Annotated in this window: 30 protein-coding genes; 15 read left to right on the top strand and 15 right to left on the bottom strand. The window is 70.0% G+C overall.

Annotation, left to right across the window (positions count from 1 at the left end; all coding sequences use genetic code 11):
• Nucleotides 1-269: 269 nt before the first annotated feature.
• Complete coding sequence (locus NL114_RS09060) at nucleotides 270-668, bottom strand: DUF2237 family protein (RefSeq protein ID WP_286671104.1); 399 nt, start codon at nucleotides 666-668, stop codon at nucleotides 270-272.
• 145 nt (nucleotides 669-813) lie between these two features.
• Here NL114_RS09060 and NL114_RS09055 point away from each other — a divergent pair, with 145 nt between their 5' ends.
• The 3 genes from NL114_RS09055 (at nucleotide 814) to NL114_RS09045 (ending at nucleotide 3,713) form a co-directional block, all read left to right on the top strand.
• Entirely contained in the window at nucleotides 814-1,560 is a 747-nt protein-coding gene (locus NL114_RS09055; protein ID WP_254824465.1) for a hypothetical protein, read from the top strand.
• 89 nt (nucleotides 1,561-1,649) lie between these two features.
• Nucleotides 1,650-2,735 (top strand): SDR family oxidoreductase, encoded by a 1,086-nt coding sequence (locus tag NL114_RS09050; RefSeq protein WP_254824464.1) that lies wholly within the window; start codon nucleotides 1,650-1,652, stop codon nucleotides 2,733-2,735.
• A gap of 78 nt (nucleotides 2,736-2,813) precedes the next feature.
• The gene (locus tag NL114_RS09045) at nucleotides 2,814-3,713 is read left to right on the top strand and encodes a diacylglycerol/lipid kinase family protein (RefSeq protein WP_254824463.1); all 900 of its coding nucleotides are present in this window, start codon (nucleotides 2,814-2,816) and stop codon (nucleotides 3,711-3,713) included.
• A 64-nt stretch (nucleotides 3,714-3,777) separates the two neighbouring features.
• On the opposite strand, the gene NL114_RS09040 is transcribed toward NL114_RS09045, so the two are convergent.
• Nucleotides 3,778-4,149, bottom strand: a complete 372-nt coding sequence (locus tag NL114_RS09040) for an Hsp20/alpha crystallin family protein (RefSeq protein ID WP_254824462.1) — start codon at nucleotides 4,147-4,149, stop codon at nucleotides 3,778-3,780.
• A gap of 298 nt (nucleotides 4,150-4,447) precedes the next feature.
• Nucleotides 4,448-4,753 carry a DUF7577 domain-containing protein gene (locus tag NL114_RS09035; protein WP_254824461.1) on the bottom strand — a complete coding sequence of 102 codons (306 nt, stop codon included), beginning with the start codon at nucleotides 4,751-4,753 and terminating at the stop codon, nucleotides 4,448-4,450.
• 270 nt (nucleotides 4,754-5,023) lie between these two features.
• Between NL114_RS09035 and NL114_RS09030 the strand changes: the two genes are divergently transcribed.
• Entirely contained in the window at nucleotides 5,024-6,055 is a 1,032-nt protein-coding gene (locus tag NL114_RS09030) for a transcription initiation factor IIB (protein WP_254824460.1), read from the top strand.
• A gap of 38 nt (nucleotides 6,056-6,093) precedes the next feature.
• Here the strand turns inward: NL114_RS09030 and NL114_RS09025 are convergent, their stop codons facing one another.
• The 4 genes from NL114_RS09025 to NL114_RS09010 form a co-directional block, all read right to left on the bottom strand.
• Nucleotides 6,094-6,270, bottom strand: coding sequence for a hypothetical protein (locus NL114_RS09025; RefSeq protein ID WP_254824459.1), 177 nt, complete (start codon nucleotides 6,268-6,270; stop codon nucleotides 6,094-6,096).
• Between the two features lie 764 nt (nucleotides 6,271-7,034).
• On the bottom strand, nucleotides 7,035-8,129 hold the full coding sequence (ygfZ, locus tag NL114_RS09020; protein WP_254824458.1) for a CAF17-like 4Fe-4S cluster assembly/insertion protein YgfZ: 1,095 nt from the start codon (nucleotides 8,127-8,129) through the stop codon (nucleotides 7,035-7,037).
• A gap of 120 nt (nucleotides 8,130-8,249) precedes the next feature.
• On the bottom strand, nucleotides 8,250-8,393 hold the full coding sequence (locus tag NL114_RS09015; protein WP_254824457.1) for a hypothetical protein: 144 nt from the start codon (nucleotides 8,391-8,393) through the stop codon (nucleotides 8,250-8,252).
• Nucleotides 8,394-8,544: 151 nt separating this feature from the next.
• Nucleotides 8,545-8,844 (bottom strand): DUF6432 family protein, encoded by a 300-nt coding sequence (locus NL114_RS09010; protein WP_254824456.1) that lies wholly within the window; start codon nucleotides 8,842-8,844, stop codon nucleotides 8,545-8,547.
• Nucleotides 8,845-9,030: 186 nt separating this feature from the next.
• Here NL114_RS09010 and NL114_RS09005 point away from each other — a divergent pair, with 186 nt between their 5' ends.
• The 3 genes from NL114_RS09005 (at nucleotide 9,031) to purH (ending at nucleotide 12,326) form a co-directional block, all read left to right on the top strand.
• Nucleotides 9,031-10,044 (top strand): DUF7093 family protein, encoded by a 1,014-nt coding sequence (locus NL114_RS09005; protein WP_254824455.1) that lies wholly within the window; start codon nucleotides 9,031-9,033, stop codon nucleotides 10,042-10,044.
• A 126-nt stretch (nucleotides 10,045-10,170) separates the two neighbouring features.
• On the top strand, nucleotides 10,171-10,563 hold the full coding sequence (locus NL114_RS09000) for a DUF5611 family protein (protein ID WP_254824454.1): 393 nt from the start codon (nucleotides 10,171-10,173) through the stop codon (nucleotides 10,561-10,563).
• 158 nt (nucleotides 10,564-10,721) lie between these two features.
• Nucleotides 10,722-12,326 (top strand): bifunctional phosphoribosylaminoimidazolecarboxamide formyltransferase/IMP cyclohydrolase, encoded by a 1,605-nt coding sequence (gene purH, locus NL114_RS08995; RefSeq protein ID WP_254824453.1) that lies wholly within the window; start codon nucleotides 10,722-10,724, stop codon nucleotides 12,324-12,326.
• Between the two features lie 38 nt (nucleotides 12,327-12,364).
• Here the strand turns inward: purH and NL114_RS08990 are convergent, their stop codons facing one another.
• Nucleotides 12,365-13,741, bottom strand: coding sequence for a hypothetical protein (locus NL114_RS08990; RefSeq protein WP_254824452.1), 1,377 nt, complete (start codon nucleotides 13,739-13,741; stop codon nucleotides 12,365-12,367).
• 99 nt (nucleotides 13,742-13,840) lie between these two features.
• Here NL114_RS08990 and NL114_RS08985 point away from each other — a divergent pair, with 99 nt between their 5' ends.
• From NL114_RS08985 to NL114_RS08970, 4 genes are all read left to right on the top strand, one after another.
• A complete protein-coding gene (locus NL114_RS08985) occupies nucleotides 13,841-14,380 on the top strand; it encodes a cupin domain-containing protein (protein ID WP_254824451.1) in 540 nt (179 codons plus the stop codon).
• A gap of 77 nt (nucleotides 14,381-14,457) precedes the next feature.
• On the top strand, nucleotides 14,458-14,925 hold the full coding sequence (locus NL114_RS08980) for a cupin domain-containing protein (RefSeq protein ID WP_254824450.1): 468 nt from the start codon (nucleotides 14,458-14,460) through the stop codon (nucleotides 14,923-14,925).
• 71 nt (nucleotides 14,926-14,996) lie between these two features.
• Nucleotides 14,997-15,401: a DCC1-like thiol-disulfide oxidoreductase family protein gene (locus tag NL114_RS08975; protein ID WP_254824449.1), complete on the top strand. Its 405-nt coding sequence runs from the start codon at nucleotides 14,997-14,999 to the stop codon at nucleotides 15,399-15,401.
• Between the two features lie 114 nt (nucleotides 15,402-15,515).
• Nucleotides 15,516-16,640: a sensor histidine kinase gene (locus NL114_RS08970; protein ID WP_254824448.1), complete on the top strand. Its 1,125-nt coding sequence runs from the start codon at nucleotides 15,516-15,518 to the stop codon at nucleotides 16,638-16,640.
• A gap of 36 nt (nucleotides 16,641-16,676) precedes the next feature.
• Here the strand turns inward: NL114_RS08970 and NL114_RS08965 are convergent, their stop codons facing one another.
• Entirely contained in the window at nucleotides 16,677-17,840 is a 1,164-nt protein-coding gene (locus tag NL114_RS08965; RefSeq protein ID WP_254824447.1) for an acyl-CoA dehydrogenase family protein, read from the bottom strand.
• Nucleotides 17,841-17,957: 117 nt separating this feature from the next.
• Here NL114_RS08965 and NL114_RS08960 point away from each other — a divergent pair, with 117 nt between their 5' ends.
• Nucleotides 17,958-18,464 (top strand): HPP family protein, encoded by a 507-nt coding sequence (locus tag NL114_RS08960; RefSeq protein WP_254824446.1) that lies wholly within the window; start codon nucleotides 17,958-17,960, stop codon nucleotides 18,462-18,464.
• A gap of 78 nt (nucleotides 18,465-18,542) precedes the next feature.
• Here the strand turns inward: NL114_RS08960 and NL114_RS08955 are convergent, their stop codons facing one another.
• The 3 genes from NL114_RS08955 to NL114_RS08945 all read right to left on the bottom strand — a co-directional run bounded on the left by NL114_RS08955 (nucleotide 18,543) and on the right by NL114_RS08945 (nucleotide 20,506).
• Nucleotides 18,543-19,010, bottom strand: coding sequence for a DUF6653 family protein (locus NL114_RS08955; RefSeq protein ID WP_254824445.1), 468 nt, complete (start codon nucleotides 19,008-19,010; stop codon nucleotides 18,543-18,545).
• A gap of 40 nt (nucleotides 19,011-19,050) precedes the next feature.
• Nucleotides 19,051-19,842: a ribonuclease H-like domain-containing protein gene (locus tag NL114_RS08950; RefSeq protein ID WP_254824444.1), complete on the bottom strand. Its 792-nt coding sequence runs from the start codon at nucleotides 19,840-19,842 to the stop codon at nucleotides 19,051-19,053.
• A 64-nt stretch (nucleotides 19,843-19,906) separates the two neighbouring features.
• Complete coding sequence (locus NL114_RS08945; protein WP_254824443.1) at nucleotides 19,907-20,506, bottom strand: DJ-1/PfpI family protein; 600 nt, start codon at nucleotides 20,504-20,506, stop codon at nucleotides 19,907-19,909.
• A 130-nt stretch (nucleotides 20,507-20,636) separates the two neighbouring features.
• Between NL114_RS08945 and NL114_RS08940 the strand changes: the two genes are divergently transcribed.
• Entirely contained in the window at nucleotides 20,637-21,758 is a 1,122-nt protein-coding gene (locus tag NL114_RS08940) for an ORC1-type DNA replication protein (protein ID WP_254824442.1), read from the top strand.
• 96 nt (nucleotides 21,759-21,854) lie between these two features.
• On the top strand, nucleotides 21,855-22,769 hold the full coding sequence (gene mdh, locus NL114_RS08935; protein WP_254824441.1) for a malate dehydrogenase: 915 nt from the start codon (nucleotides 21,855-21,857) through the stop codon (nucleotides 22,767-22,769).
• 16 nt (nucleotides 22,770-22,785) lie between these two features.
• Here the strand turns inward: mdh and NL114_RS08930 are convergent, their stop codons facing one another.
• Both NL114_RS08930 and NL114_RS08925 read right to left on the bottom strand, forming a co-directional pair.
• Nucleotides 22,786-22,923 (bottom strand): hypothetical protein, encoded by a 138-nt coding sequence (locus NL114_RS08930; RefSeq protein WP_254824440.1) that lies wholly within the window; start codon nucleotides 22,921-22,923, stop codon nucleotides 22,786-22,788.
• 80 nt (nucleotides 22,924-23,003) lie between these two features.
• A complete protein-coding gene (locus NL114_RS08925; RefSeq protein ID WP_254824439.1) occupies nucleotides 23,004-23,249 on the bottom strand; it encodes a ferredoxin in 246 nt (81 codons plus the stop codon).
• Nucleotides 23,250-23,358: 109 nt separating this feature from the next.
• Here NL114_RS08925 and NL114_RS08920 point away from each other — a divergent pair, with 109 nt between their 5' ends.
• Entirely contained in the window at nucleotides 23,359-23,937 is a 579-nt protein-coding gene (locus tag NL114_RS08920; RefSeq protein ID WP_254824438.1) for a cysteine hydrolase family protein, read from the top strand.
• A 21-nt stretch (nucleotides 23,938-23,958) separates the two neighbouring features.
• Here the strand turns inward: NL114_RS08920 and NL114_RS08915 are convergent, their stop codons facing one another.
• Nucleotides 23,959-25,335, bottom strand: a complete 1,377-nt coding sequence (locus NL114_RS08915) for an arylsulfotransferase family protein (RefSeq protein WP_254824437.1) — start codon at nucleotides 25,333-25,335, stop codon at nucleotides 23,959-23,961.
• Between the last annotated feature and the right edge of the window lie 145 nt (nucleotides 25,336-25,480).

The raw sequence follows: 25,480 nt of genomic DNA, 5'->3' as shown, positions 1-25,480 counted from the left end.
GACGTATATACACGTTATCGTTTACATATAAGCAATAATATGACTACGAATCTCCGGAGCGCGAAGTCTTTAGATGGATATAATGATTCAGGTACTCTCGAACGGTCACATCGGCGGCTGGATGCGGTGGCTCTGTGGACACGCGTTCAGTACGGGCGAGAAACAGCCGGCATCCGGGAGTTCCCGCATGGTCGCCGACGTAGCATCACCGCGCCCGAGCCACGGCGGCGAGCGCAGGCGCCCACACGAACGGGGACGGTGAGCGCCCGTCAGTCGTCGGGCGGGTCGTGCGCGTGGGCTTCGAGTTGCGAGCGCGGGACCATGTCGAGGACGGACTCGTTCGTCGCTGCCAGGACGACGGGTGGGGCGCGGTCGGCCTCGGCCGCCTCCAGCCACCGGGGGACACAGACACACCAGCGGTCGCCCGGTTCCAGCCCGGGGAATTGCAGGTCCGGGCGGGGGGTCATCAGGTCGTTGCCCTGCGCGCGACTGTACTCGAGGAACGCCTCGGTCATCACCGCACAGACCTCGTGCCGGCCGGGGTCGCGCAGGAGTGCGTGGCACTCCCCGTCCCGGAGGGCGCCGGTCATCGGGTCCGTGCTGCACGGTTCGAGGGGGTCGCCGTGGACGTTCCGCTCGTCCTCGGGCGGCGTGGGCGCGTCGGACACGCCTGCCATTGCGAGCGGCGGCGTCATCAACCCCCGGCCGGGGGCGACTGTGAACACGCGGACATGAGACAGCAGGCCACACGGTACCGCAAGCAGGCGTTTGAGGTATCGGCTAGTTCATGCCGTGAACGCGCGTCTGGTGGGTATGCACATCGAGCCATCCGACCGTCCGACCCGCCGAACCCTCCTCCGTGCGGGTGGGCTCGCGGGGCTCGCACTCCTCGCAGGCTGCACGACCGGCGCCACGCCCGGTGCGGGCGGGGACGAGCCGACACCGACGCCCTCGCCGACACCTGCCCCGACCGAGACCGACGGCGGTATCGTCGAAGACGATGCCTCGTCGGAGCCCCGCTCCGACGGCGGGCTCCCCGGCGACGACGGTGACGCGGCGGGTGGCACCCGACCCGCTGGCACTGGCGGCCCGGGGGTCACGCTGGTCGGCATCGACGGCCCGGATGCGCCGCTGGCGGCCGACGTGACGTTCCTCGAACCGGTCGCGACGGCCGAGACGCCGCCCTCGCTCCGCGTGACGCTCACCAACACCGGTGACGGCGCCGTGCGGGTGGGTGAGGGGCGTGCCGCGCGTTTCCAGTACGTCCACGACGAGTCCGGCCGGCTCGTCCTGCTCCCGGTCGAGGGCGAGTGGGACGCCGAGCCCGATTGCTGGCGCCTCCGCCACGGCATCGCCACCACAGAGGAGTACCGCACGTTCGAACTGGCGCCGGGCGCGTCGGCGACGGCAGACCTCGCGCTGTACACGAGCGCGGAGACGGACGCCTGCCTGCCGGTGGGCGAGCACACGTTCCGGACCCCCTACCAGGTCGGCGGGGCCGACTCGGCACCCGGTGAGGGCACCGGCGGCGAGTGGGGGTTCACGGTCCTGCTGGAGTGAGCCCCCCGTAACGCACCGGGCGGAACGGTATAAGCGGGGCCTGTACACACGGGGCAACCTCTTTGTCGGCGGCCCGCCCCGTCGGGGCCATGACGGACGTGTTCCTGACCGGGTTCCCGGGGTTCCTGGGCTCGGCGATGGTGGAGGTACTGCTGGAGCGACACGACGAGGACGCCACGGTGACCTGTCTGGTCCAGCCGAAGTTCCGGTCGGAGGCCGAGGCCCGCGTGAGCGACATCGACGAGGACGTCGACGCCGACGCCGAAGCGCGCGTCGAACTCGTCGAGGGAGACATCACGGACCCCGAACTCGCCGTCGACGACTACGACGCGCTCGTCGACGGGACGGACGTGGTCTACCACTTCGCCGCCATCTACGACCTGACCATGGACCGGGCGCCCGGCAAGGCCGTCAACATCGACGGGAGCGCCCACATGGCGGAGTTCGCCGCCGCGGCCGACGCCGACCGCTTCCACTACGTCTCCAGCGTCGTCGTCGCCGGCGACTACGACGGGCGCTTCTCCGAGGACATGCTCCAGGAGGGGCAGTCGTTCTACAACTACTACGAGTCCACCAAACACATGGCCGAGGTGCAGGTCCGCGAGCGGATGGACGAGGTGCCGACGACCATCTACCGACCGGGCGTCGCCGTCGGCGACAGCGAGACCGGCGAGACCCAGAAGTACGACGGGATGTACGCCTTCGTCGAGGGACTCGTCGACCAGGGCGACAACGCCGTCATCCCGGCGCCGAAGGGTGCCAGCGAGGGCGAGTTCAACGTCGTCCCGCGGGACTACATCGTCGACGCCATCGGCTACCTCTCGGGTATCGAGGAGTCCGAGGGGAAGACCTACCACCTGGCGGACCCGGACCCGCCGACGACGACGGAACTCGTCAAGATTCTCGGTGATGCCGCCGGCAAGGACCGCACGTTCGTCGTGCCGTACCCCAAGGGTATCGTCAAGGGCCTGCTGGAGAGCCTGAAGCCCGAGTCCGAGCTGCTGAAGAGCGGCGGGCTGGAGTACCAGACCTGGCCCGCCTCCTTCGACTGCTCGAACGCCGTCGCGGACCTCGAGGGGTCGGGCATCGAGTGCCCCGACTTCGAGGACTACGCCGAGACGCTCGTGGATTTCTACCGCGAGAACCCCGATATCGGGACGGAAGGGATGAACTGAGGGTCTCGCCCGTGACACCGGCGGTAGCGCTGGACGGTCTCCACACCCCCTAAGTGTCCGCACGCTGACCGCCAACGTATGCAGGTCGGGTCGCGCACCCTCATCATGAACCCCGTCAGCGGGACCGGCGACCACGCCGAACTCGTGCGTCAGAAGGCCCGCGGGAAGGGGTTCGCGGTGTGGGAGACGGAGGGTGAGGGTGATGGAGTGACGCTCGGCCGGGAGGCCGGCGAGGAGGGGATCAGCGAGATCGCCGTCTGCGGGGGGGACGGGACCATCAACGAGGTGCTGCGGGGACTGGAACAGGCCGACCACCTGGGCGAGGTGACGCTGAACGTCATCCCCGCGGGAACGGCCAACCTGCTGGCGAACGCCGTCGGCATCCGGAGCATCGAACACGGGCTCCAGCTCACCGACAAGGGCGAGATCCGGTCGGTCGACGTGGGCCTTGCCGACGGGAAGCCGTTCGTCGTCTCCTGTATCGCCGGCTTCCCGGCCGACGCCAGCACCTCGGCCTCGGGCGAGCTGAAGCAGCGCCTCGGCACGCTGGCGTTCGTCGTCAGCGGACTCCAGCAGGCCGTCGAGTTCGAGGGGCTCGACCTCCGGCTGGACCTCCACGGCGGCGGCAAGAGCGACAGCTGGGAGGGTTCGGCGGTGACCGTCCTCGTCGGGAACGCCCGCCGGTTCGTCGAGCAGGGCGGACAGGCCGACATGGAGGACGGCCTGTTCGACGTAGCGGTCATCGAGGACGTGCCCGCGGGGAACCTCGCGGTCGAGGCGGCCATCCACCGGCTGCTCGGCGAGGGGACCGACTCGGTCCACCACTTCCAGGCGGCACAGGTCACGGTGACCAGCGACGAGGCCATCACCTTCTCGCGGGACGGGGAGATCGCCGAGCACGACCGCGTCACGATGTACACCCGTCCACGGGCGCTCGACCTCCGCGTCGGCCCCGACTACGTCCCCAAGCCGCGCTGAACGACGGGCGACGGCGCGCGCGACCCCGGAGTACCGGACGGGCCGCAGACGGCGGAGCAGTGGCTCAGTCGGCCGCCCCCCGCTCGGCGGTAGCGCCCCCGGACGAGCGGCGGCCGTAGACGGGCAGGGTGACGGTCAGTTGCCCCCCGTCGGCGTCGTAGGTCGCACGGATGTCGGCCGCGCGGACGATCGAGGGGAAGTGGAACTCGTTCTCGTACGAGCGGTCGTCCGTGGTCGCGGTCACCGAGAGGTAGCCGTCGTCCCACGAGACATCGAAGGCCCCGGTGTCGTACCCCGGCAGGTCGAGTTCGAGCACGTACGCGTCCTGCTCGACACGAACGCGGGCGTTCTCGTCCTCGGCGAGCCCGGCACTCAACAGCCGCGCCGGGAAGGCGAGAGCATCGAAGAACGCCCGCGTCCGGGAGCGGTCACTCATCACGGGGAGGTCGGCGTCTCTGCCACGTAAGCGTTCCGCCGGAACTGAATATTGGGAACGTATTCCCATAGTATCGCTACAGATAGAGCAGTACTACAACATAATGGCGACATATAGAATGATAGTTCGCCAAGAAGCAGACGAACGTAGCCCGATACTGCGACGAGTGGGCGGGTGGGCGGGAAACGTCGCGTCGGTGCCACGCGTGCCGGACGGCGGGCTGCGGTCCACCAGCCGCTATGGCCCACCAGCCGCTAGGGTCCACAGCCGCTATGGCCCACTGGCGGTGTGATGGCGGTCAGGCGGCGTTCGAGAACGCCTCGCTCCCGCCCTGTGCCGGCGGACCAGAGAGGTCCGCGACACAGGCCCGGCAGAAGCGGTAGTCCGCCGCGTTCCGGACCCCACACTCGGCACAGACCACCGTCTCGTCGGCCTCCATGGCGGCGTCGACCGCGGTCTCGGCACCCCGGTCGACGGTCGCGGCGTCCACGTCCGCGGCTGGCGACCCCTCGCCGCCGTTCCGCCGGAGGTAGACGTACACGAGCGTCCCGAGGTGTAACAGCAGGACGGCCCCGAGCAGGCCGTAGACCTGCGGGTCGTACATGACACAGGGGGCTACGAGTCCCAGCGAGATAAACCGTGCGACTGACACACACACACACACGCACGCACACACCGGCGGCGGGGTGGACACGTCGTGAGGGGGCGCCCGTTCACGGGCAGGTATAATAAACGCCAAACTGTTCGGCACAGCGCTGAGGGAGCGGACAGCCCTACACTCGCGTACGAACGGCGACCCGCGCCGACCGGCGCCGAACCGGCAGCGGGCACCGTCAGCCGGACCGACCTGCGACGCCACGACCACCACGAATCCATGTCCGACACTCGACTCACCCAGCGTGCCGAGCGGTCGTCCGAGGAGACACAGCCGCCGGTCGACGAGGAGACGCGCCCGGCGGTCGAGGACGGCGAGACACAGGCGACGCTCGTCTGCCCGGAGTGTGGCGGGAGTCTGAGCGTCGACACCGAGCACGGCGAGACCGTCTGCGAGGAGTGTGGCCTCGTCGTCGAGGAGGACGAGATCGACCGCGGGCCCGAGTGGCGCGCGTTCGACGCCAGCGAGCGCGACGAGAAGAGCCGCGTCGGCGCCCCGACGACCAACATGATGCACGACAAGGGGCTCTCGACCGACATCGGCTGGCAGGACAAGGACGCCTACGGCAACTCCCTGTCGAGCAAGCAGCGACAGAAGATGAACCGGCTGCGCACCTGGAACGAGCGGTTCCGCACGCGCGACTCCAAGGAGCGCAACCTCAAGCAGGCCCTCGGCGAGATCGACCGGATGGCCAGCGCCCTGGGGCTGCCGGACAACGTCCGCGAGACCGCCTCCGTCATCTACCGGCGCGCCCTCGACGAGAACCTGCTCCCCGGCCGCTCCATCGAGGGCATCGCGACCGCCGCCGTCTACGCCGCCGCGCGGCAGGCGAACGTCCCGCGGAGCCTCGACGAGGTCGCGCGGGTCTGCCGCGTCGACAAGGAGGAGTTCAAACGCGCCTACCGCTACATCGTCAAGGAGCTGAACCTCGCCATCGAGCCGGCGGACCCGACGGAGTACCTGCCCCGGTTCGCGAGCGAACTCGACGCCGGCGACGCGACAGAGCGCAAGGCGGTCGAACTCATCGAGACCGCCAGCGAGGCACAGCTCCTCTCGGGCAAGTCACCCGTGGGCATCGCGGCGGCCGCGCTGTACGCCGGTTCGCTCCTCACCAGCGAGGGGCTCACCCAGAGCGAGGTCGGCGACGTGGCCGACATCTCCGAGGTGACCATCCGCAACCGGTACAAGGACCTGCTGGAGGCCGCGGGGGTCATGGACACCGATTCGGCAGCCGAGACCGCCGGCGCCTGACGAGCCGCGTCGTCCGGACCCACCGCCCGGCCGCCGCGTCAGGTCGTGAACCCGCCCTCCGGGTCGTGCTCCTCCAGCACCCACTCCAGTTCCTCGATGGCCCGGAGGATGGCCACCTCGGCCTCGTCCTCCAGCGCCGAGGACGGCGGGTCGTGGCTGTCGTACTCGGCCTCCAGTTCGGCGATCCGCTCGCGGATTGCCGCCTCGTCGCGCATACGTCGTGGGGTCAGGGGGACGGGGCTTGACGGTATCGGTGGCTAGCAGGATGTGGAGTGGTCGTGTGCTCCACGCTCGTCAATTCCGTCGACCGCTCGGACGGTCCCCGTTGGGACTCGCACTCTGACTCCGACCGCGACAGAACCCTGTAGAAAGCCCCCGGCCGCTCGACCCCCCGCGGCTCGCTGCGGTCCTCGGTCGCTCCGCTCCCTGCGGTCCTTGCGTCGCCGGGGGAGGATCGAGCGGCCGGCCCCTTTCAGTCCCACCCGTCGTTGTCTGTTCGGCGGGGCGGCATCCCTGCCCTTCCCCGGGTCGCGCGGGTTCGGCCGCTTCGGGCCTCACCACGCGCTCCCGGCCGGGGGGTGGTTGGTCGGCCGGCCGGTTCCGGGAACAGGAAGCGCGCTCGCGCTACCGCTGTGGGGGCTGCGAGCGATAGCGAGCATGCCGGAACACCGCAGCGCGAGCGCGGGGAGGTATGGGGGCACTAGCGGCCCGTTGGAACCACCACGCGCACAGGCTCGGTTTAACCAGCAACAGGGTGGGGTTGAAAGGGGCCGCTCGCTCGACCCATCCCGGACGAAGCAAGCACCGCAACGAGCGAAGCGAGTGAGGAGCGCAGCGAGGCCCGGATGGTCGAGCGAGCGGGGGCTTTCTACAGATGTAGAGGTCAGTTGTCAGCCAAACTACACCCAATAACCAGGAAATATTTATCGAAATTAGAATTTATCTGAAATATTTGAGCAAATATAGATGAAGTAAGGTTTCAGCTCACGTACTCCGGAATCCGCGCCGACCGGTCCGAGCCCTCGTAGAGCGGCAGCTCCACCACCTCGGCCGGGACCTCGTCGCCGTCGACACGGACCGTCACGTCGTCCGACGCCAGCCTGAAGTCGACGTACGCCATCGCCGCCGCGCGGTCGAGCGTCGGTGACTCGACGGCGCGCGTGACCTCGCCGGCCGCGCTGTCGCCGTCGAAGACGGCCGCACCCGCTTGCGGAAGCGTCTCGGGCAGGAGCCCGACCAGCCGCTGGGACGGCCGGCCCTGGTTCTCCACCTTCGAGACGACCTCCTGGCCGACGTAGCAGCCCTTCTCGAAGTCGAGCGCGTTCCTGACGCCGGCGACGTTCGGAATCCGCCCCGCCAGTTCCGTGTCGAACAGCGGCGTTCCGGCCTCCAGCGCGAGCGTCTCGTAGACCTGATAGCCGAACGGGACGGCGTTCAGCCCGCGCGTGAGGAGCGTGTTGAACACCTCGTTCGCCCCGTCGGCGGCACAGACGACCTCGTAGCCCTCCTCGCCGAGGGGAGCGTCCGTCCGGACCACGGTGACGCCGGCGTCGCCCAGCGACCCGCGGACGAAGGAGAGTCGTGGGTCCGGCGACCCGGACCCACCGTGCAGGACGGAGGCGACCTTCTCGGTCGAGGTGGGGCCGTGGACGCCGAAGACGCCGAAGTCCGACGAGGCGTCCCGGACCTCGACGTCCTGGATGAACACCTTCTCCGACCAGTCCTCGACCAGCGGCGCGGCGCGGGCCGGCGGCGTGAACACCAGCAACTGCTCGCCGGCGTTGTAGACGTACATATCCGTCGTGATGGCGCCCTGCGGGTCGAGCAGGAGGGCGTAGCAGCCCTCGCCGTCGGCCGCGGGGACGCGGTTCGACACCGCATCGTCGACGAACTCGTGGCGGTCCTCGCCCGTGACGGCGACGACGCCGTAACCCATCTCGATGACGCCGACCCCGTTCCGGACGGCGGTGGCCGTCCGCTCGGGCCGGTGATACGCCTCCACGGCACGACGGCCGTCCGCGAGCTCGCGGAAGGTCGCCCCGTGTGCCTCGTGTTCCTCCGCGACGACAGTCATACCCGCCGATAGCGGGCGTCGAGGGATAACTCCGACGCCATGTCCCCGGGCGACACTGGCCGGGGGCGAATGGGCGGAGGGACAGACGACGGCCGGCAGAACGGACGGGGGGAGACGGCCTCAGAGGTCGTAGCGCGCGATATCGGTCGACTCGCAGGCGGGGCAGCCCGACGCCGACGGCTCGACGGTCGTACCACAGCGGCGGCACTCGTGGAAGCCGGCCGAGCGGTTCCCCCGGAGCGCCGCGACGACGCGTGCGATCATATCACCCCCGAGACGCGCGAACGGTAAATACCCTGCCGGACTGTATCGGAAGTAGAAACCGCAAGAAGGCAGCGGGACGTGTCGCGAGCGGTCAGCCGTGCGTCAGACACTCCCGGAACCGCGCTCGGTCGGCAGCGGCCTCAGCGATGGTTCACAGCGGCAGTCTTCCGAGGAGCCGGTCGACGAGCGAGGGGTCGGTCTCCTCGGCCTCGCCGGGCTCGGGCACCACCCGCTCGTCGGGGTAGATACGCGTCCGGCTCCCCTCCTCCTCCACGCGGATGAGCCCGACCTCCTTCAGCCCCCCGAGCGCCGCCTCGATGGTGTCGATATCCAGTTCCGTCCCCGACCGGAGCTCGAACACCGTCATCCCGTCCTCGTGACGGTCGACGAGCGCGTCGAGCACCGCGACCTCGGCCTCGTCCCGGTCACGGAACTCGGGCTTCGCCTGCATACCCGGCTGTAGCACGCCGGCGGTCATAAATCCGCGCGCGGAGCGGGTCGCAGGGAGCCGCCCTGCCGACCCGGCCGTGGACGAGAACCGCGGTGCGGCACGGCGTCTGACGCGTGACTGACGCCCGCACGTCGGGGGTCACACCCTGCAGTACGTTTAAATTCGCGTCGGGGCCACGTTCGCACAATGGGGCTGAAGTGTTCGCTCTTCGGGCACGCGTACGACGAGCGCGAGATGGTCCGAGAGCGCGAATCCAAGGGGAGCGAGGTCGTCACCGTCGTGAAGGACGTCGAGCGTTGCACGGAGTGTGACGCGACGCGCGTCGTCTCGACCAACAAGGAGGTCGTCTCCACCGCGGGCGCCACCGCCGACGGCGGCGTCAGCACCGACACGACCCTCGGGACCCCTGGCGACGAACCCGCCACGGGGAGCGACGGTGCCTTCGAGTCACCCGACCAGCTCGGTACCGACGCACCGAGCGGGACTGGCGCACCGACCACGGGCGGCGATACGTCGACCGACGCCACGACCGGGAGTGGCGACACCGACGGCTTCGGCAGCATCGTCGACCGGAGCGGGCCGGCCGGCGACACCGACGACATCGGTGTCGAGGCGGCCACCGGCGGCGCGGCCGAGACGGTCGCACCCGACACCGGCGAGGACGAGGGTGTCGAGTTGATGACCGACGACGCCTCGGACCCGGCGGATGTGGACCTCGATCCCGAGCGGGCCGACACGACGGCCGACGCGACCGACATGACGGCCGACGAATCGGAGCCAGTGACCGAGGACGCCGAGATCCTCACCGACGAGCCCGAATCCGACCGCGCACCCGGTCAGTGGCCGGGTGACGAGGCCGGCGAGGCCTGGGAACCGGAGCCGCTGACCCGCGACGAGGGCGACGCTCCCGACGAACCCGAGACGGACGCGAGCGACGCTGAGGACGCCACGGACGACGCCGACGAGCCGGAATCGGCCGAGATTCTCGACGACGACCGTGACGCGGGGGGGACACCCAACACGGCAGCCGAGCCGGCACCCGACATCGAGCCCGAGCCCGCAGCCACCGCCTCCTTCACGGTCCCGGAGGGTCACTACCGCTGCCCGGAGTGTGGGCACACCATCCCCGCCGAGTCGTCGTTCCGGCGGGGCGACGCCTGCCCGGAGTGTGTCCACGGGTATCTGGAAGCGAGCGAGTAGCGTCCCGACCGCCACCGCACTCCTGACAGCGACCCACCAGAGTCAGCGGCTGCGCCGGGGCGCGTGGGCCGCCGCGGGAGACAGCAGGCCGAAATCGGTAAACCCCTGCTCCGCAAATCGGCGCCCATGGAGGAGTACAAGATGCGCCGGGGCGAGTATCTCGAAGAGCGTGTCCCCGACCTGGAGGGGACCATCGAGGACTACTTCGGCCCCATCACTGGCACGGAGGAGTTCAACGGGAGCGACCTGTACGTCGTCGGCGACCCCGACAATCCCGTGTTCGAGAAGGTCGTCGCGGGCGCGGTGGCGTACTCGGGCAAGAAGGACAAGCTCGCGGTCGACTTCGTCGAGCGAGACCTGGAGAGCCTGATGGAGACGGGCGACGTCGACGCCGCCGGCGACGCCAACAGCGCGAAGAACGACTTCCTGCTGGAGTGTACCGGGCGTGACGCGAAGTCGCGCCGCGAGTCGATGAAGCGGGCCGTCGAGGACGACGCCGACACGCCGGACGACGTCTGACTGCGGCCACCGTCGCCTCCTCTCGAACCCCACCGCAGGAGCGGCCGCGCTGTAACGGACGCGAACACGGAGCGCCACGGGAGCGTGGCCCGTGCGAGCGACCCTCTCGCACCCGCTGGACCGCAACCACTAACGGTCGGCCACCCCCCCACTCGAACATGCAACTGGCCGGAATGGCGTCCAACCGTGGGCGCAACCTGCGACACATCGCCGACCGCGCACCGGGTGGTGCCGAGTTCGCCGTCGTCCTCGCCAACGAGGAGGGCGCCCCCGTGCTGGAGGCGGCCTCCGAGCGTGGCATCCCGACCGAGGTCGTCGTCCGCGAGGAGGGCGAGTCCCGCGAAGCACACGAACAGCGTGTCCTCGAACGGCTGGCGGGTTACGAGTTCGACCTCGTCTGCCTCGACGGCTACATGCGCGTCCTGACCGGGGACTTCCTCGACGAGGTGCCGACGACGCTCAACGTCCACCCGTCGCTCCTGCCGGCGTTCCCGGGGATGGACGCCCACGAGCAGGTGCTCGACGCGGGCGTCTCGGTCACGGGCTGTACCGTCCACGTCGTCGACGAGACGGTCGACGGCGGTCCCATCGTCACCCAGGAGCCCGTCCCGGTCTACGACGACGACGAACCGGCCGACCTGAAGGAACGGGTGCTCTACGAGGCGGAGTTCGCCGCCTACCCACGCGCCGTCGAGTGGTTCGTCGAGGGGCGCGCCGAGGTCGACCACGACGAGGGCGTCGTCCGCGTCGACGGCGACACCGCCACCCGCGACGACGGCGAGCCGTTCCCGCGCCGCCGGCTCGTGGCCGACGACCGGGTCGCCGACCTCCGCTACGGGGAGAACCCCCACCAGGCCGCCGCGCTCTACGCCGACGCCACCTGCGAGGAGGCCAACGTCGTCGACGCCCCGCAGCTGAACGAGGGCGCGAAGGCCCTCTCGTACAACAACTACAACGACGCCGACGGCGCGCTCGACCTCATCAAGGAGTTCGACGAGCCCGCCGCGGCCGTCATCAAGCACACTAACCCCGCCGGCTGTGCGACCGCGGACACGCTGGCGGACGCGTACGCGGACGCCCTCTCGACGGACCCGATGAGCGCGTTCGGCGGCATCGTCGCCCTGAACCGGGAGTGCGACGCCGCGACCGCCGAGCAGATCATCGACTCGTTCAAGGAGGTCGTCGTCGCGCCCGGCTACACCGACGCCGCGCTCGACGTGCTGTTCGAGAAGGAGAACCTCCGTGTGCTGGATGTGGGCGACGAGGCGACCCTCTCCGAGACGAGCGAGCGCCACACGGAGAAGCCGCTGGTCGGCGGCCGCCTCGTCCAGGACCGCGACCTGCAGGACATCACGGCCGACGACCTCGAGTTCGTCACCGAGCGCGAACCCACCGATACGGAGGTCGGGACGATGCTGTTCGCCTGGAAGACGCTCAAGCACGTCAAGTCCAACGGCATCCTGTTCGCGCAGGGCACCGAGACGGTCGGCGTCGGGATGGGCCAGGTCTCCCGGGTCGACGCCGTCCGCCTCGCGGCGATGAAGGCCGAGGAACACGCCGAGGGCAAGGACGCCCAGGGCGCCGTGATGGCCTCGGACGCCTTCTTCCCCTTCCCGGACGGCATCGAGGAGGCCGCCGACGCCGGCATCGAGGCGGTCATCCAGCCCGGCGGGAGCGTCAACGACGAGGATGTCATCGAGGCCGCCGACGAGCACGGGATGGCGATGGCGTTCACCGGACAGCGGTCGTTCCGTCACGACTGACGGGAGCATTTTTCCCGTCGGAGCGCCGAACTCCCCACTTATGTCGCGACTCTAGCGTAGAGCCCCACCATTACCGAGATAATCACGACCCCCACACCGAATCCGGGCTGTCCATCACTACCTGTCACGGGCGGCGTTCCGTCGGTCGGCGTCGCGGTGGGGGTCCCGTCGACCACGGGTGTCGGTGTCGGTGAGGCGGTCGGCGGCTCCGGGCCCGCAGTCGGGGTAGTCGGCGTGGGCGTCGGGGGGTCGGTCACGGTCGGGACCGGCGTCCCGTTCGTGGGCGTCGCCGTCGCCGTGGCCGCCGTGACCGTGGTCGGTGTGGCTGTCGGGGTCGCCGTCGACCGGACCCGCAGCGTGCCCCCATCCTGCTCGCGGCCGTTCTGGTACACGGTCAGGTCGTATTCGCCCGGCGGGAGCGCGTCGGTGTCGGGGCGGCGCTCGACGGTCGCGTTCGCGAAGGTGGCGCCGGTGGTGGCCCCGAACAGTTCGGCGGGCGGTGCCGAGCCCGCGGCCGCGGTGTCGAACCGGAGTTCACCGTAGTCGTTCTCGCGGGTGGTGGTGAACGTCGCGTTCGCGAGGAACGACGCGTTCTCGGAGCCGATGCGGACGGTCGCGCTCGGATGGCATCGCGTCAGCACGCCGATTCCGGCAGTGCTGCCGGAGCGGACGGTGACCGGTGACCCGTCGAGGACGACTGCGGTTTCGGTGGTCGCCTCCAGCGTGACGCGCTCGGTCGTCTCCGCCCCGGTCGAGACACCCTCGACGGTGAGTTCGTACTCGCCAGCACGACAGGCGAAGGTCGCGGGGAACTCCATCGTCAGTCGTCCGTCCGTGACCGGAACCCGGACGCCGTCCGCGGTTCTGGTGCCGCCGGTCAGGTCGGCGAGGGTATCGGCGCCCAGGCGCTCGGACCTGACGTAGACGGCATCGTCGTCGCTGGCCGAGACCGTGAACGATGCGGTCCCGCCGTCATCACCGACATCGACGATCCCCTGCCGGGGAACGACGCGGAAGGTACAGTCGAGCACCTCCCAGGCAGCGTCCGAGGCGTCGCCGGTCCGGGTCTGGTAGCCCATCCCGTCGACCACGACCGGTGTCCCGCTCTCGTTGCGCAGGACGTAGACCCCCCCGAGGTCGTTCGTCGGGACGATTCCGGTCGCGTTCCCGTCGAGGGCGACCTCCTTCTCCGGCGGCGCGATCGGCGGCGGGTCACGGGTGGTGACCTCGTAGGTGGCGTTGGCGCTGCTGTTGGGCGCACCGAAGAAGGCTCGCTGTCCCTCGCAGTACGTCTCGCCGGAGGTGAGCGTCGCGTTCGAGAGGGTACGGTCGTCGTCGACCGCTGCCGCGGGTGGCGCGAGCACGAGCACTCCCACCACCCCGAGCACGACGACCAACGCGGGAAGCAGTCGCATATCGTCGCGTGCCCCGGTGGTGTAAAGAAACCCCTGGCCAGCGTCACCACGACCCAGGCAACCGGTACGCTGAGGGCCCCGGCGTCCGGTGGCAGGCGCATGGACCCCGTGAACGCCGACGACCTCGAGTGGACGGAGACGGAGGAGGGGGCGACCCACTTCCGCCGGAAGCAACTCGCCGCGGCGGCGGGCGGCGAGCAACTCGGTACGAGCCTGTACGAACTCCCGCCCGGTGCCCGGTCGTGGCCGCTCCACTACCACACGGGCAACGAGGAGGCGTTCTTCGTGCTGGACGGCGAGGGGCGGCTCCGGACCGACGAGGCGGACGACGCCGAGGACGGCCACCCCATCGAAGCGGGCGACTACGTGGCCTGTCCCGCCGACGAGCGCGGGGCCCACCAGCTCGTCAACACGGGCGAGGCGCCGCTGCGCTTCCTCGCCGTCTCGACGATGCACGAGCCCGACGTGGCCGTCTACCCCGAGTCCGGGACCGTCGGCACCTTCGTCGGTCGAGCACCGGGTGGCGAGGGAACGGAGTCACCGACGTTCTTCCGCGAGGCCGACGCGGTGGAGTACTGGGACGACGACGGGCCCGGCGGCCGGCACGCTGCCGGAGACGAGGGGGGCAGCGGCAAGTGACGTGTGGCTGGTGCCGAGAACCCGGACACCGCGCCGGGAGGCGTAGGCTTTAGTCCGCCACCCACGACCGCCCGGCCATGGAACACGTACGCATCGAGGACGTGGATTCGTGGATGAGCCCGGCGAGCGCGAAGCGGCCGCTGTCGAACGCGCTCGGCGCCGAGGACGTGACCATCAACCACTACGAACTCGCGCCGGGCGAGAGCTTCGCCTTCGGCTACCACCAGCACGAGGGCCAGGAGGAGGTGTTCTACGTGCTGGAGGGTACCGCCACCTTCGAAACGGACGAGGGGGAGGTCCGCGTCGCGCAGGGCGAGGCCGTCCGCTTCGCGCCGGGCGAGTGGCAGCGGGGGACCAACGAGACCGACGAGCGCGTCCTCGCGCTGGCCATCGGCGCGCCCGCCGAGATGGGCGAGACGACCATCCTCCGCGAGTGCGAGGACTGCGGCGAGCGGACCGAGCAGGCCGTCCAGCCGACCGAGGAGAAGGACGCGCTCGTGACCGTCTGCGAGGACTGCGGCGCGGAGACGGGTCGCTTCGACTGAGCCGCCGTCAGCCGGTCGCCGCCGGCCCGTCGGCGGAAGTCACTCCCCGCTCGCGCCCGTACGAACGACGCATGAGCGACATCCGTGACGCCAGCGAGCACGAGCCGGCCTGGTTCGTCTACGACGACGACTGCGGTTTCTGCTCGTGGTGGGCGGCCGTCGCCGCCGAGCACACCGACCTCGGCATCGTCCCGTTCGCGGCCCTGACCGAGAAGGAACGCGAGCGCCTCCCCGACGACTACGAGGAGTGTGCGCACCTCCTGACCGAGGACGAGGTACGTTCCTGTGGCGCGGCCATCGAGGCCGTCCTCGACCGGCTCGGCGTGCTGCCCCGGGAGCTGCGGCTGTTCCTGAACCAGACGGCCGACTACGGACCGCTGCGCGAGCGGCTCTACCGCTTCGGCGCCGACCGCCGGGCGCTGTGGGGGAGATTCGTCTCCGAGGAGCCGCCCGAGCGACGGGAGCCACGCGGGTGAGCCCCGGCCCGTAGCTATTTGTCACCGCTGGGGATATGTCCGGTGAGACGAACTCGTAATGAACAGGACGAACGTGGGGGGACCGCGACTCCGCCGGCTCCCGGAGCGGGCACCGTGACCGACAGCGAGGGCGGGAGCGTGGCCGTCCTGACGGCCGGACTGCTCTACCTCGGCATGGCCCTCTGGTACGTACGGGAGTACGGCATCGTCACCGACGAGCGCTCGCTGGCCGGCGGGGCCGAGTTCTTCGAGGCGCTCAACCTCACCGTCATCGCGGCCGTCTGCGTGGGCCTCCTCTACGGTGGTGTCTGGCTCTACCGCGCGGACCTGCGCGACGAACACAAGTGGCGGACCGCGCTCTGGTGTGGGGCGGGACTCGTCGGGTCGACCGCGGTCATCGCGTTCATGCAGACCAACTGGCTCCTCGAGGGCGTCGCCCCGCCGGAGGAGTGGCTCGTCCAGCAGTACCTCGTCGGTAGCGGGACCGGCGGTGTCGCCGGGCTCCTCGTCGGCGTCAACAACGCGGCGGTGCTGGGGAGCCGCCGGAAGGTCGCCGCCCAGCGCGACTCGTTCAAGATCATCAACGAGTTCCTCCGCCACCACGTCCTCAACGGGATGCAGGTCGTCCTCGGGAACACCGACCTGCTCCGCGAGGAGTGCGACGAGACAGGGCCGGAGCGGTTCGAGACCATCGAGACACGCACCGACGCGGTCGTCGACCTCGTCCAGCGCGTCTCCGTGCTGATGCAGTCACTCGCCGAGGAGACCCCGCTCCAGCCCGTCGAACTCGGGGCGGTCGTCGAGCGTGAGGTCGACGCCGCCCGCGGACGGTTCCCGGCGGCCCGCATCGACGCCGAGGTCCCCGACGACGTGACGGTGCTGGCCGACCAGTTGCTCGGCGACGTCCTCGAGAACGTCCTCGAGAACGCGGTCGAGCACAACCCCCGCGAGGAGCCCCGGGTCGAGGTCTCGGTCACGACCCGGCCGGAGACAGTCACCGTCGCCGTCGCCGACGACGGACCCGGCATCCCGGACGAGCGCAAGACCGAGGTCTTCGAGCCCGGCGAACCCGGCCCCCGTGCCGTCGGCAAGGGCCTCGGCCTCTACCTCGCGGACGTGCTCGTCCGGCGCTACGGGGGGACCATCGAGGCCACGGACCGGGACGGCTGGGAACGAGCGGACGAGGACCCGGACGACGGGAGCGGGACCGTGCTCCGGATCACGCTCGACCGGGCCTGACCAGAGAGACGGCCCCCACCCGAGGGGAGTCGAGCGTCACTCGAAGGCGGGGATGCCGGTCAGGTCGTGACCCAGGATCAGCGAGTGGATGTCGTGGGTCCCCTCGTACGTGTAGACCGTCTCGAGGTTCGCCATGTGCCGCATCGGCGAGTAGTCCGCCGTAATCCCGTTCCCGCCCAGCATCTCCCGAGCGATCCGGGACTGGTCCCGGGCCATCCGCACGTTGTTGCGCTTGGCCATCGACACCTGCTCGGGCCGCAGGTCCCCGCGCTCTTTCAGTTCCGTCAGCCGGGAGGCCAGCAACTGCGCCGTGGTAATCTGGGTCGCCATCTCGGCCAGCTTCTCCTGCTGGAGCTGGAAACTCCCGATGGGCTTGCCGAACTGCTCGCGGTCCGTCGCGTACTGCCGGGCCGTCTCGAAACAGTCACGCGCCGCGCCGATGGCGCCCCACGCGATGCCGAACCGGGCCTGTGTGAGACACGACAGCGGCCCCTTCATGCCCTGCACGTCCGGCAGCACGTTCGCCTCCGGAACGTAGACGTTCGACAGTTCGATCTGTCCGGTGATGGACGCCCGCAGCGAGAGCTTCTCGTCGATCTTCGGCGTCTCCACCCCGTCGCGGTCCGTCTCCACCAGGAATCCTCGAACGGTATTATCAGGCGACGAGCGGTCCTTCGCCCACACCAGCGCCACGTCGGCGAGGGGTGAATTCGTAATCCACGTTTTGGTCCCGTTCAGCACGTAGCCGTCATCTTCTGCCTCCGCGTACGTCTCCATCCGTGAGGGATTGGAGCCGTGATTCGGCTCCGTGAGGCCGAAACAGCCGATCTTCTCACCGCGGCCCATCGCCTCGAGCCACTCGTCCTTCTGCGCCTCGCTCCCGTACGCGTGAATCGGGTACATCACCAGCGAGCCCTGCACCGACGCCATCGACCGGAGACCACTGTCCCCGGCTTCCAGCTCCTGCATCAGGATGCCGTACGCCGTCTCACTGAGGTCCGGCAGCCCGTACCCCGACAGGTTCGGCCCGTAGAATCCCAGCTCCCCCATCTCCTCGATGAGATCCATCGGGAACGTCCCCTCGATCCAGTGGTCCGCGACGACGGGTTTGACCTTGTCCTCCACGAAATCGCGTGCCGTGTCCCGAACCATCCGCTCCTCCTCCGTCAGATCGGACTCCAGGTCAACGTAATCGAGCATGGTCGAATCAAGGGAAGCACGCGGAAAAACGTGCGGGTACGACCGTCCATCCACGGTCCCGTTATCAGTTCGACCCGAAACGAGGGGGCTTTGAGGCCGGCAGTCCCCCGGAGAGACGTGTCGCAGACGCGGCTCGCGCTCCGGACGGGCGTCGTCTCGGCAGCCCTGCTGGTCGTCGCCGGCGGGGCGGCCTGGCTGACGGGCCTGCCGGCGCTGTTCCCCAGTCTCGGCCCGACGGCGTACGTGCTGGCCGACCGGCCCGATGCCCCGGAGAGCCACGCCCGCCGAGTGATCGGCGGCCACGCCATCGGTGTCGTCGCCGGGCTGACGTGCTACGCGCTCGTCGCCGGTGGCGGGAGCGTCGCCACCGTCCCGCCGCCGGAATCGCTCGCCGGGTTGCGCCTCGCCGCCGCGGGCGTCGTCAGCGTCGGCCTGACGACGGCCGCGATGCTCGCGACGGACCTCCAGCACGCGCCGGCCTGCGCGACGACGCTCATCGTCTCGCTGGGACTGCTGTCGACGGCGGCCGAAGGACTGCTCGTCGTCGCGGCCGTCGCCGGCGTGGTGGCGGTCCACCGGATCGCGCGGGCCGCGATGCGGACGGCGGGACGGAATCAGCCGTAGCGAGGCAATCGCCGGGATTCACGGATGAGATGAATGATCTCCAGCCGACCGTAGTCGGCTATCGAGAACAGCCGCTCCTCAGGTACCGTCGTTCTCGTCCCGCCGGTCGTAGTGCCGGGCGATGGCCTCGATCCACGCGAACTTCAGGGCCGACGCCAGCACCGCCGCGACGGCCGTCTCGCGCGGTCGGCGGGCGACAGCCCCGACGAGCGCTGCGACGAACGCCACCGCGCCGGCGACGTTGAGGGCATTCGGCCACCCCAGTCCCATCGTGCCGTTCCCCCGGCCCAGCCACCAGCGCTCGGCCCGCACGCCGCGTGTCATCCAGCTCTCGATGTCCTCGTCGGGCGGCGAGAAGACGAACGGGTTGATGGCGGTCCAGGCCAGGACGGCCGCGAGCAGCCGCTTGCTCCGCAGGTAGACCGCGAGGACGAGCGCCGGCCCCGCCGGGACGCGTGTCCAGCCGCTCCACGGGTTCTCGTGGCGGGCCCACATCGTCGCCTCGATGCGGTCGCGGATGCCGGTCGGCGCGTCGGTATCGCTCATGCTCGAAGCAGCGCCCGAGTGGACGAGAGTGTTACCCCGCCTACTCGCCGCCGTCCCGTGCCGCCACGAACACCTCGTCGTGGAGGCGCTCGCCGACCAGGTCCATCAGCCGCCGGAGGTTGACCGTGTCCTCGCGGTTGTACGACACCAGCGTCTCCAGGCTACTCGCATCGCCGCGCTCGTACTCGCGCCACAGGCGGACAGCGTCCCGACCGGAGATGTCCGGGCGGTCGCGGTCGATGCCAACGTCCTGCTCGATGGTCTTGAGGCCCCCGTCGAGGCCCAGTCGCTTGCAGGGGTACATGAGGTCGAGATGGGCGGCGTCGGTCGTCCAGTCGAAGGAGGTCTCCAAGAACGGCTGGTCGAAGCGGATGCCGTTGAACGTCACCAGCAGCGGCGCGTCGAGCGCGTCGTCGAGGTGCTCGCGGGTCAGCGGCTCGTGGTCGGGGCTCGTCCCGCCGCCGTTGACGAGGGTGCGGGTCTCGCCGTCGCGGTGGACGCTCACGGTGGTCACGCTGTCGCGATGCTCGTCCAGCCCCGTCGTCTCGATGTCGAAGAAGGCGGCCTCGTCGCGGAAGTCCTCGTAGAGGCGCCAGCGCTCGCTGGAGGGGAGTCGTTCGTCGAAGAAGCCCGCGTCGCGGTCGTCCAGGCGCTCGGGGGCCTCGTCGACGAACGCCTCGATTCGGTCGGCCGTGGTCGCGCCGACGCCGCGGCAGTCCCGCGCGACGGCCGGGTCGTAGTCGGCCCAGCGCGTCATACCCTGCTGCCACAGCCGTCGCTCGGTGGCCTCGCCGACCCCGCGGACCCCGATGAACGAGTTCGTCAGTCGCACGGGAGCAAGTAGTCACCCCGGTCGGTATAAACGCACCGTGCGCGGACGAGGGGGGCGGAGTCGGTCAGGGCCGCACCACGTCGCCCGTCGGCTGGTACTCCATCTCCGTCGCCACCTGCCGGGCCACCTCGTCCCCGAACTCGCGGTCGACGAGGTGGAAGGCCAGGTCCAGTCCGGAGGTGACGCCCCCGGCGGTGACGACATCGCCGTCATCGACGACGCGCGCGTCGACCACGGTGGCGTACTGGCGGAGGTCGTCCAGCGCGCTCGCGTGCGTGACCGCCGGTCGGCCGTCGAGGATGCCGGCGCGCGCGGCGAGCATCCCGCCGGTACAGACGCTCGCCACGGTGGCGCCGCCGTCGTGCATGGCAGCGATGCTGTCGGGGACGGCACCACGCTCGGCTTCGGTCCACGCCCCCGGCCGGTCGCGGTCGTTCCACCCCCCGCCCGGGACGACGAGCAGGTCGTCGCCCCCGAGTTGCGGGAGCGGGCCGTCGGGCTCGACCCGCATCCCGTGGCTCGCGGTCACGACCGCCGCGTCGTCGACCTCGCGGAGGGAGACCTCGCAGTCGGCGCCGACGCGGGCGGCGTTCGCGAACACCTCGAACGGCCCCACCGCGTCCATCTCGTCGAACCCGTCGTACAGGAGTACGGCGACGTGCATGCCCCTACCAAGCGTACTGGCGTCTTGAGCGTACTCCCACCTCGACCCGAAACGAGGGGCACCGTGTGCCCCGCGTCACACACCGGAGGGAAGCTTGAAGTGGCCGCCCGACCGTGGTGAAAGTGAAATTATGGGCGGCGAGGACATGCTCGGCTGGGACGAGTCCGTCTTCCGCGACGAGCACGTCTTCGAGTTCGACTACCTCCCGGAGACGTTCAAGCACCGGGACAGCCAGATGGAGACGCTGAAGTACGCGCTCCGTCCCGCCGTGCGTGGCTCGCGCCCGCTGAACGTGATGATGCGCGGGCCGCCGGGCACCGGGAAGACGACGGCGGTCTGGAAGCTGTTCGACGAACTCTCCGGGATGCCGGACGTGCGCGCGGTCCGCGTGAACTGCCAGGTGAACTCGACGCGCTACTCCGTGTTCTCCCAGCTGTTCGAGGGGATGTTCGACTACGAGCCGCCCACGTCGGGTATCTCGTTCAAGAAGCTGTTCAGCCAGATCACCGACCGCCTCGTCGAGGACGACGAGGTGCTCGTCGTCGCGCTGGACGACGTGAACTACCTGTTCTACGAGTCCGAGGCCTCCGAAACCCTCTACTCGCTCATCCGGGCCCACGAGGAGCACTCCGGTGCGAAGATCGGCGTCGTCGTCGTCTCCTCGGACCTCGACCTCGACGTCATCGACGAGCTGGACTCTCGGGTGCAGTCGGTGTTCCGCCCGGAGGAGGTATACTTCCCGACCTACGACGAGGCCGAGATCGTTGACATCCTCCGCGAGCGCGTCGAGCGCGGCTTCCGCGAGGGCGTCGTCGGGCCGCAGGTGCTCGACCGCGTCGCGGCGCTGACGGCGGACGCCGGGGGCGACCTGCGCGTGGGTATCGACCTCCTCCGGCGCGCCGGGATGACCGCCGAGATGCGTGGCTCCACGGCCGTCGAGCGCGAGGACGTGGAGACGGCCTACGAGAAGGCCAAGCATGTCCACCTCTCGCGACACCTCCGCGGGCTCTCGGACTCCGAGGCGGACCTCCTCCGGGTGCTCGCCGACCACCAGGGCAAGCAGGCCGGTGAGGTGTACGAGGTGTTCGAGGCCGAGACGGGGCTGGGCTACACGCGCTACTCGGAGATACTGAAGAAGCTCGAACAGCTCGGGCTCGTCGAGGCCGAGTACGCCGACGTGGAGGGGCGGGGCCGCTCACGGGAGTTCTCGCTCGCCTACGACGCCGACGCGGTACTGGACCGGCTGGAGTGAGCGTCGAGGTGCCGGCCCGGATTTCTCACGTTCGTCCGTGAACAACGGGAAAGAGCAATCCTTAACGGGTGAGGCCCACCCACACACGAACGACACATGACCAAAGTGAGCGTCATCGGCGCCGCCGGGACGGTCGGCGCGGCGGCGGGGTACAACATCGCGCTTCGGGACATCGCGGACGAACTCGTCTTCGTGGACATCCCGGACATGGAGGAGACGACCATCGGGCAGGCCGCCGACGCCAACCACGGCATCGCCTACGACTCCAACACGACGGTCCGGCAGGGCGGCTACGAGGCGACCGAGGGCTCGGACGTCGTCGTCATCACGGCCGGCATCCCGCGCAAGGAGGGCCAGACCCGAATCGACCTCGCGGGCGACAACGCGCCCATCATGGACGACATCGGCTCCTCGCTGGCCGAGTACAACGACGACTTCGTCTCCATCACGACCTCGAACCCGGTGGACCTGCTCAACCGCCACCTGTACGAGTCTGGCGACCGCGACCGCCACAAGGTCATCGGCTTCGGCGGCCGTCTCGATTCGGCGCGCTTCCGCTACGTCCTCTCCGAGCGCTTCGACGCGCCGGTCCAGAACGTGGAGGCGACCATCCTGGGCGAGCACGGTGACGCGCAGGTGCCCGTCTTCTCGAAGGTCCGCGTCGACGGCACGGACCCCGACTTCAGCGAGGACGAGAAGGAGGAGATCCTCGGCGACCTGCAGGAGTCCGCGATGGACGTCATCTCGCGGAAGGGCGCGACCGAGTGGGGCCCGGCGACGGGCGTCGCCCACATGGTCGAGGCCGTCGTCCGCGACACGGGCGAGGTGCTGCCCGGTTCGCTCGTCCTCGACGGTGAGTACGGCTACGAGGATACGGCGTTCGGCGTGCCCGTCCGCCTGGGCTCGAACGGCATCGAGGAGGTCGTCGAGTGGGACCTCGACGACTACGAGGCCGAGCTGATGGACGAGGCGGCCGAGAAGCTCTCCGACCAGTACGACGAGATCGCGTAAGCGACGTTCCGCTCGCCTACCGTTCTCGTGGCGCCGTCCGGAACAGTACCGCCCACTCGGAGACGTGTCGCTCCCGCTCGCCGTGCCACGGGGACGCGTTCGCCGTCGGTGTCCGGTCGCCGGGGTTGGCGCCGGACTGTTCGCTCCCTGCCATACGCGACCGGACGCGGAAGGAGAACGTAATGATTGTGCCCGACCCCCAGTTCCTGGGAACGGGTGCGTTCGGGCCCCGGGTCAGGGGATGAGCTGCTCGCCGTCGTCGTCGTAGACCGTGATGGCCTCGACCGGGCAGGCGCGGGCGGCGAACTTCGCGTCCAGCTCTGCGTCCTCGGGCACCTCGCGGACGAAGACATCGTCGTCGTGTTCCTCACCATCGACGAGCACCGCCTTCCCGGCGTTCTCGTCCTTCTCGAAGCCGTCCCACTCCGCGACGCACTGGAACATCCCGATGCAGGTGTCCCGGTCGTACTCGATTCGCATACCGCGGCTTCGGCGGGTGCGGTCATAGGCGTGGCGACGGACCATGTCGTGTGACGACGACCGGGCACCCCGGACAACGGTTTTCTCCCGCGCGGCCCAAGCCCCGCCCATGCCAGCGACACTCGAGGGCGATTCGGCGGCGGTCGTCGTCGTCGACATGCAGAACGGCTTCTGCAAGCCCGACGGCGCGCTGTACGCGCCCGGCAGCGAGGCGGTCATCGAGCCGGTCGTGGATCTCGTCGAGCGCGCCCGCGACGCCGGCGCACGGGTCGTCTACACGCGAGACGTCCACCCACCGGGCCAGTTCGACGGGAACCACTACTACGACGAGTTCGAGCGCTGGGGCGAGCACGTCGTCGAGGGGAGCTGGGAGGCCGAGCTCGTCGAGGAGCTCGACGTACGCGAGGAGGACCTCGTCGTGGAGAAACACACGTACGACGCGTTCCACGAGACGCAGCTGGACGGCTGGCTCTCGGCGCGGGGCGTCGACGACCTCGCGGTCTGTGGCACGCTCGCGAACGTCTGCGTGCTCCACACCGCGGGCTCGGCCGGCCTGCGCGACTACCGGCCGGTCCTCGTCGAGGACGCCATCGGCGCCATCGAGGAGGACCACCGGGAGTACGCCCTGGAGCACGCCGACTGGCTGTTCGGCGAGGTCGAATCGGGCGCCGACGTGTCGTTCGCCTGAGCCCGGACCGGGTCCGACCACTCACCACCGACGGCGGAGCCACGCCGGCCCGAACCGCGACCAGTGGAGCTCCAGAGCTGCGAGCGTCCCCAGCGCGCCGAGACCGATACCGGCGACCGCGAGGTCGGCGACGGTCATCCAGCCGGGAGCGGCGTAGAGCAACCCGTTGACGACGGGGCCCCGGAGGAAGGCGACGAACCACGCCAGCCCGGTCTTCGACCGCCGTGGCGGGTCGTCACCGCCGGCCGTCCCGGTACCGTTCCGGAGCGCCGCCTCGCTCCGGCCGGTCGCGCTCTCGTCGCCGGTGCCGAGTCGCTCGGCCTCGTACGGCGTCGAGACGGTCACCTGCCAGACGACCCGGTCGCGGTCGTCCAGTTCGAGGACCCGGTTCCCCTGCGAGTCCGTCACCAGCGTGTGGCCGCCGGGGAGCCGGTCCGCGTCACGGGGCCAGCGCAGCTGGTCGTCGCGCCACGACCAGGACTCGCGCCACCGACCCCGCGTCCGCTGGTACTCGACGACACGGTTGTTCTCCGAGTCCGCGACGAGAACAGCCGGACCGCCCCGCGCTGCGGGGATGTAGTCCGGGTTGTGCTGCTCGTAGAGCACGTCGTATGCGTCCTCGGCACCGAGCGTCCAGTTCCGGTCGACGCCCTCACCCGGGTCGATGAACACCACGCGGTCGTTGTTGCGGAGGCTCGCCATGACCCGACCGTCCGGGAGCCGCTCCACGTCGTTGATATGTGTCCAGTCGCCAGCCTGTCCACCGGCGTCTCGGTCGATGTCCTGCTCGGCCGCCCACGTCCACTCGCGCTCGCCGGTCCGGGTGTTCAGGACGAACGCCCGGTCCTGTGCGATGTCGGCGACGAGGAGCCGGTGCTCGCCGACACGGTCCACATCGTGCCAGATGTCCCACGCCGTGACGGCGGTGTGGAGGCGCTCGGTCACGCCGGTCGTCAGGTTCGTCCGCTCGACGACCACCTCGGCACAACCGCCCTCGAACGTCCGGTCGGTCCGCGCCGCGAGCCGGTCGGGACACGGGTCGTACCGCGACCCCGCGACGTAGAGCACCGTCATCGACCCCGGCGGGTCCGGGTCCACGTCGAAGTAGTTGCCGTAGCTGTCGTCGTGGTACAGCGGCCGTCCGTCGGCGGTGAACGCGAGGATGGCGGCCCGTCCGTCGCCGCCGCCGGGCGGGTCGGTCGTGATGACCGTCGGACCGCTACGGTCGCCGACCACCGAATCGCGGTCGGCGAGCGGCCGGTCGGTCCCGCTCGCCGCGACGGTGGCCGCGTCCGGCGGCGTCGCCAGCCAGCTGGAGACGAGCAGTCCGCTGGCGACGAGGACGACCAGAACCAGCACGAGCCGGAGGCCGTCACGTCCGGTGACGGGCCGTCTCATCGCGGGGCTCCTCTCATGATGCGTCGGCAGCGCCCGGGCGGGTAAATCGGTGGTGGAGTCACCCAGCGCGGGGCGGCCGCCCTCACGGAGCGACGCCACGCCGCTCGGCGACCGCTCTTGGGGGCCGGCGTCGTTCCCCCGCGAT

Source organism: Haloglomus halophilum (assembly GCF_024298885.1).
GTDB classification, from domain to species: Archaea; Halobacteriota; Halobacteria; order Halobacteriales; family Haloarculaceae; genus Haloglomus; species Haloglomus halophilum.
The sequence above is the reverse complement of the archived record's forward strand: the minus strand, read 5'-3'. Positions and strand labels throughout refer to the sequence as shown.

What these genes read in the sequence shown, in the direction of transcription:
- NL114_RS09055 (WP_254824465.1), top strand. Translation starts at nt 814, where the DNA reads ATGCACATCGAGCCATCCGACCGTCCGACCCGCCGAACCCTCCTCCGT.
- NL114_RS09050 (WP_254824464.1), top strand. Translation starts at nt 1,650, where the DNA reads ATGACGGACGTGTTCCTGACCGGGTTCCCGGGGTTCCTGGGCTCGGCG.
- NL114_RS09045 (WP_254824463.1), top strand. Translation starts at nt 2,814, where the DNA reads ATGCAGGTCGGGTCGCGCACCCTCATCATGAACCCCGTCAGCGGGACC.
- NL114_RS09040 (WP_254824462.1), bottom strand. Translation starts at nt 4,149, where the DNA reads ATGAGTGACCGCTCCCGGACGCGGGCGTTCTTCGATGCTCTCGCCTTC.
- NL114_RS09035 (WP_254824461.1), bottom strand. Translation starts at nt 4,753, where the DNA reads ATGTACGACCCGCAGGTCTACGGCCTGCTCGGGGCCGTCCTGCTGTTA.
- NL114_RS09030 (WP_254824460.1), top strand. Translation starts at nt 5,024, where the DNA reads ATGTCCGACACTCGACTCACCCAGCGTGCCGAGCGGTCGTCCGAGGAG.
- NL114_RS09025 (WP_254824459.1), bottom strand. Translation starts at nt 6,270, where the DNA reads ATGCGCGACGAGGCGGCAATCCGCGAGCGGATCGCCGAACTGGAGGCC.
- ygfZ (WP_254824458.1), bottom strand. Translation starts at nt 8,129, where the DNA reads ATGACTGTCGTCGCGGAGGAACACGAGGCACACGGGGCGACCTTCCGC.
- NL114_RS09015 (WP_254824457.1), bottom strand. Translation starts at nt 8,393, where the DNA reads ATGATCGCACGCGTCGTCGCGGCGCTCCGGGGGAACCGCTCGGCCGGC.
- NL114_RS09010 (WP_254824456.1), bottom strand. Translation starts at nt 8,844, where the DNA reads ATGCAGGCGAAGCCCGAGTTCCGTGACCGGGACGAGGCCGAGGTCGCG.
- NL114_RS09005 (WP_254824455.1), top strand. Translation starts at nt 9,031, where the DNA reads ATGGGGCTGAAGTGTTCGCTCTTCGGGCACGCGTACGACGAGCGCGAG.
- NL114_RS09000 (WP_254824454.1), top strand. Translation starts at nt 10,171, where the DNA reads ATGGAGGAGTACAAGATGCGCCGGGGCGAGTATCTCGAAGAGCGTGTC.
- purH (WP_254824453.1), top strand. Translation starts at nt 10,722, where the DNA reads ATGCAACTGGCCGGAATGGCGTCCAACCGTGGGCGCAACCTGCGACAC.
- NL114_RS08990 (WP_254824452.1), bottom strand. Translation starts at nt 13,741, where the DNA reads ATGCGACTGCTTCCCGCGTTGGTCGTCGTGCTCGGGGTGGTGGGAGTG.
- NL114_RS08985 (WP_254824451.1), top strand. Translation starts at nt 13,841, where the DNA reads ATGGACCCCGTGAACGCCGACGACCTCGAGTGGACGGAGACGGAGGAG.
- NL114_RS08980 (WP_254824450.1), top strand. Translation starts at nt 14,458, where the DNA reads ATGGAACACGTACGCATCGAGGACGTGGATTCGTGGATGAGCCCGGCG.
- NL114_RS08975 (WP_254824449.1), top strand. Translation starts at nt 14,997, where the DNA reads ATGAGCGACATCCGTGACGCCAGCGAGCACGAGCCGGCCTGGTTCGTC.
- NL114_RS08965 (WP_254824447.1), bottom strand. Translation starts at nt 17,840, where the DNA reads ATGCTCGATTACGTTGACCTGGAGTCCGATCTGACGGAGGAGGAGCGG.
- NL114_RS08955 (WP_254824445.1), bottom strand. Translation starts at nt 19,010, where the DNA reads ATGAGCGATACCGACGCGCCGACCGGCATCCGCGACCGCATCGAGGCG.
- NL114_RS08945 (WP_254824443.1), bottom strand. Translation starts at nt 20,506, where the DNA reads ATGCACGTCGCCGTACTCCTGTACGACGGGTTCGACGAGATGGACGCG.
- NL114_RS08940 (WP_254824442.1), top strand. Translation starts at nt 20,637, where the DNA reads ATGGGCGGCGAGGACATGCTCGGCTGGGACGAGTCCGTCTTCCGCGAC.
- mdh (WP_254824441.1), top strand. Translation starts at nt 21,855, where the DNA reads ATGACCAAAGTGAGCGTCATCGGCGCCGCCGGGACGGTCGGCGCGGCG.
- NL114_RS08930 (WP_254824440.1), bottom strand. Translation starts at nt 22,923, where the DNA reads ATGGCAGGGAGCGAACAGTCCGGCGCCAACCCCGGCGACCGGACACCG.
- NL114_RS08925 (WP_254824439.1), bottom strand. Translation starts at nt 23,249, where the DNA reads ATGCGAATCGAGTACGACCGGGACACCTGCATCGGGATGTTCCAGTGC.
- NL114_RS08920 (WP_254824438.1), top strand. Translation starts at nt 23,359, where the DNA reads ATGCCAGCGACACTCGAGGGCGATTCGGCGGCGGTCGTCGTCGTCGAC.
- NL114_RS08915 (WP_254824437.1), bottom strand. Translation starts at nt 25,335, where the DNA reads ATGAGACGGCCCGTCACCGGACGTGACGGCCTCCGGCTCGTGCTGGTT.